This is a genomic window from Sphingobacterium sp. NPDC055431 (genome assembly GCF_053644255.1).
In genome coordinates, this window is record NZ_JBSHLH010000037.1 from 1 (window position 1) to 2849 (window position 2849).

The following is a 2849-nucleotide window of genomic DNA, read 5'->3' on the forward strand; positions in this document are numbered from 1 at the left end:
GTTGGCACGGTTTCCTGGATGGATCACGAGTACTGCTTCGGCGTGGAAAGTGAGTCACTGACGGGGGATCGTGCTTGGCACGTTGTTGGGTCCTGAAGGTACGGCCGTATGGTCATGTCTTCAGTGCCGGCCCCAGTGAACTTGATTCTTTGTGGATCAGGGTGATGGGTGGCTGGTCGTTGTTTGAGAACTGCACAGTGGACGCGAGCATCTGTGGCCAAGTTTTTAAGGGCGCACGGTGGATGCCTTGGCACCAGGAACCGATGAAGGACGTGGGAGGCCACGATAGTCCCCGGGGAGCCGTCAACCAGGCTTTGATCCGGGGGTTTCCGAATGGGGAAACCCGGCAGTCGTCATGGGCTGTCACCCGCTGCTGAACACATAGGCAGTGTGGAGGGAACGCGGGGAAGTGAAACATCTCAGTACCCGCAGGAAGAGAAAACAACCGTGATTCCGGGAGTAGTGGCGAGCGAAACCGGATGAGGCCAAACCGTATGCGTGTGATACCCGGCAGGGGTTGCGCATGCGGGGTTGTGGGATCTCTCTTTCACAGTCTGCCGGCTGTGAGGCGAGTCAGAAACCGTTGATGTAGGCGAAGGACATGCGAAAGGTCCGGCGTAGAGGGTAAGACCCCCGTAGACGAAACATCAGCGGCTTGCTTGCTCATCTCCCAAGTAGCACGGGGCCCGAGAAATCCCGTGTGAATCTGGCGGGACCACCCGCTAAGCCTAAATATTCCCTGGTGACCGATAGCGGATAGTACCGTGAGGGAATGGTGAAAAGTACCGCGGGAGCGGAGTGAAATAGTACCTGAAACCGTGTGCCTACAAGCCGTGGGAGCGTCGCTGTATGTGCTTGCACATACAGTCGTGACTGCGTGCCTTTTGAAGAATGAGCCTGCGAGTTAGCGGTGTGTTGCGAGGTTAACCCGTGTGGGGAAGCCGTAGCGAAAGCGAGTCCGAATAGGGCGATTGAGTAGCGCGCTCAAGACCCGAAGCGGAGTGATCTAGCCATGGGCAGGTTGAAGCGGAGGTAAGACTTCGTGGAGGACCGAACCCACCAGGGTTGAAAACCTGGGGGATGACCTGTGGTTAGGGGTGAAAGGCCAATCAAACTCCGTGATAGCTGGTTCTCCCCGAAATGCATTTAGGTGCAGCGTCGTGTGTTTCTTGCCGGAGGTAGAGCACTGGATAGGCGATGGGCCCTACCGGGTTACTGACCTTAGCCAAACTCCGAATGCCGGTAAGTGAGAGCGCGGCAGTGAGACTGTGGGGGATAAGCTCCATGGTCGAGAGGGAAACAGCCCAGAGCATCGACTAAGGCCCCTAAGCGTACGCTAAGTGGGAAAGGATGTGGAGTCGCACAGACAACCAGGAGGTTGGCTTAGAAGCAGCCACCCTTGAAAGAGTGCGTAATAGCTCACTGGTCTAGTGATTCCGCGCCGACAATGTAGCGGGGCTCAAGCGTACCGCCGAAGTCGTGTCATTGCAGTATTACTCCTAACGGGGACTGTGATGGGTAGGGGAGCGTCGTGTGCCGGGTGAAGCAGCCGCGGAAGCGAGTTGTGGACGGTTCACGAGTGAGAATGCAGGCATGAGTAGCGATACAAACGTGAGAAACGTGTGCGCCGATTGACTAAGGGTTCCTGGGTCAAGCTGATCTGCCCAGGGTAAGTCGGGACCTAAGGCGAGGCCGACAGGCGTAGTCGATGGATAACCGGTTGATATTCCGGTACCCGCTGTGAAGCGTCAAACATCGAGCATCGTGATGCTAAGGCCGTGAAGCCGCCCTGATCTCTTCGGAGTTGAGGGGAGTGGTGGAGCCGCCGGCCCAAGGTGGTAGTAGGTGAGTGATGGGGTGACGCAGGAAGGTAGTCCATCCCGGGCGGTGGTTGTCCCGGGGTAAGGGTGTAGGACGTCAGGTAGGTAAATCCGCCTGGCAATAGTCTGAGACCTGATGCCGAGCCGATTGTGGTGAAGTGGATGATCCTATGCTGTCGAGAAAAGCCTCTAGCGAGTTTCATGGCGGCCCGTACCCTAAACCGACTCAGGTGGTCAGGTAGAGAATACCGAGGCGTTCGGGTGAACTATGGTTAAGGAACTCGGCAAAATGCCCCCGTAACTTCGGGAGAAGGGGGGCCACACCTGGTGATGGAATTTGCTTCCTGAGCTGGGGGTGGCCGCAGAGACCAGCGAGAAGCGACTGTTTACTAAAAACACAGGTCCGTGCGAAGCCGTAAGGCGATGTATACGGACTGACGCCTGCCCGGTGCTGGAACGTTAAGGGGACCGGTTAGTGACCTTTCGGGGTTGCGAAGCTGAGAACTTAAGCGCCAGTAAACGGCGGTGGTAACTATAACCATCCTAAGGTAGCGAAATTCCTTGTCGGGTAAGTTCCGACCTGCACGAATGGCGTAACGACTTCTCGACTGTCTCAACCATAGGCCCGGTGAAATTGCACTACGAGTAAAGATGCTCGTTTCGCGCAGCAGGACGGAAAGACCCCGGGACCTTTACTACAGTTTGATATTGGTGTTCGGTTCGGCTTGTGTAGGATAGGTGGGAGACTTTGAAGCAGCCACGCCAGTGGTTGTGGAGTCGCCGTTGAAATACCACTCTGGTCGTGCTGGATGTCTAACCTGGGTCCGTGATCCGGATCAGGGACAGTGTCTGATGGGTAGTTTAACTGGGGCGGTTGCCTCCTAAAGAGTAACGGAGGCGCCCAAAGGTTCCCTCAGCCTGGTTGGCAATCAGGTGTTGAGTGTAAGTGCACAAGGGAGCTTGACTGTGAGACCGACGGGTCGAGCAGGGACGAAAGTCGGGACTAGTGATCCGGCGGTGGCTTGTGGA

General features: G+C 56.5%; 1 rRNA gene. It reads left to right on the forward strand.

The annotated features are described in order from the left end of the window. Window positions 1-215: 215 nt before the first annotated feature. Window positions 216-2849: ribosomal RNA gene (locus tag ACWIB3_RS18540) — 23S ribosomal RNA — on the forward strand; the annotation flags it as partial.